This is a genomic window from Pseudomonas sp. EGD-AK9 (assembly GCF_000465935.2).
Taxonomy (GTDB): Bacteria; Pseudomonadota; Gammaproteobacteria; order Pseudomonadales; family Pseudomonadaceae; genus Aquipseudomonas.
Genome location: NZ_AVOF01000628.1, coordinates 1 through 1,073 on the forward strand (window position 1 = coordinate 1; position 1,073 = coordinate 1,073).

At 70.3% G+C, this 1,073-nt stretch carries 2 protein-coding genes and 1 pseudogene; all 3 read right to left on the bottom strand.

Annotated elements, in window-relative coordinates; genetic code table 11:
* Positions 1–256, bottom strand: a 256-nt coding sequence (locus N878_RS21835) for a heme A synthase (protein ID WP_031303700.1), incomplete at its 3' end; no start/stop codon positions are given.
* Between the two features lie 37 nt (positions 257–293).
* Positions 294–872, bottom strand: a complete 579-nt coding sequence (locus N878_RS21840; RefSeq protein WP_021445652.1) for a hypothetical protein — start codon at positions 870–872, stop codon at positions 294–296.
* A pseudogene (locus N878_RS21845) lies at positions 847–1,073 on the bottom strand (SURF1 family protein); the annotation flags it as partial. The gene N878_RS21840 and the pseudogene N878_RS21845, both read right to left, overlap by 26 nt.

Below are 1,073 nucleotides of genomic sequence, written 5' to 3' on the forward strand. Positions count from 1 at the left end.
GGCCGAGGGCGCCGGCGAAGTAGCGGTGGATCATCTCGTACCAGCCCTTGGCCACCTCCACCGGCGCCTCGGGGAACCGCGCCTCGGCCAGGGCCAGCTTGTGCTCGCTCATCGGCACGCCGAGGAAGCCGTAGCAGCCGGGCCAGTCCGGGCAGCCCAGGCCGGCGTGGGTCAGCCGGGTATAGGCGCCGAGCAGTACCACCACGGTGGCCAGCAGGGTAGCGCACAGGGCGAGGCGGTAACCGGGTTTGCGCATCGTCGATCCTTAGCAGGCAGCCGCCTGCGGGTCAGCCTCAACCGATTTGGGAAATCTTCAGCAGGTAGCGCAGGTCGTCGAGAATCGCCTTGCCGTCGCTGCCGGCCGGGTAACGCAGCACCAGGTTGCCGTGCGGGTCGACCAGCCACAGCCAGGCGCCTGGCAGGGCCTCGGTGGCCCGCTGGTAGGCCTGGCGATCCAGGCCGTAGCGGCCCAGTTGCGGGTACTCGCGGTCGAGCAGCGCGGCGTAGTCGGCCGTCAGCGCTTCGCCCGCCGCCAGGCCATGGCTGGCGCGGAGGATTTCGCGGTTGAGGCCGATCTGGATCTGCCGCGCCAGGTAGACCAGTTGCTGGCAGTCGGCGGCGCAGGCATCGGGGACGGTGACCAGGATCTGCCAGCGCGGCGCCAGCTCGCCCTGCACGCCGAGGTCGGCGAGGGTCTGCCCGGTGCCGACCAGCACGCCGTGGTAGCTGCGCGTCTCCGGCACCCAGAACCGCCACTGGTACATGGCACTGGCCAGCAGCATGGGGCCGATGGCGATGGCCAGCAGCAACAGCAGTTGCCAGCGGCCGCGCCCCTTGCGCGGCGTCTCAGGCAGGGCGATGGCTGGGTTCATGACGACTCTCCCGTGCGTTGTGTATTCCAAGATAGATGAACAGGCCGAGCAACGCCGCGGTCAGGGCGAACCATTGCACGGCATAGCCGGTGTGTTTGTCCGGGCTCATGGCCACCACCGGCCAGTCCACCCGGTAGCTGGCCGGGCCCGGCTCCAGGCGCGCCTCGAAGGGCAGGCCGCCGCGACCGAGCTGGCGCCACA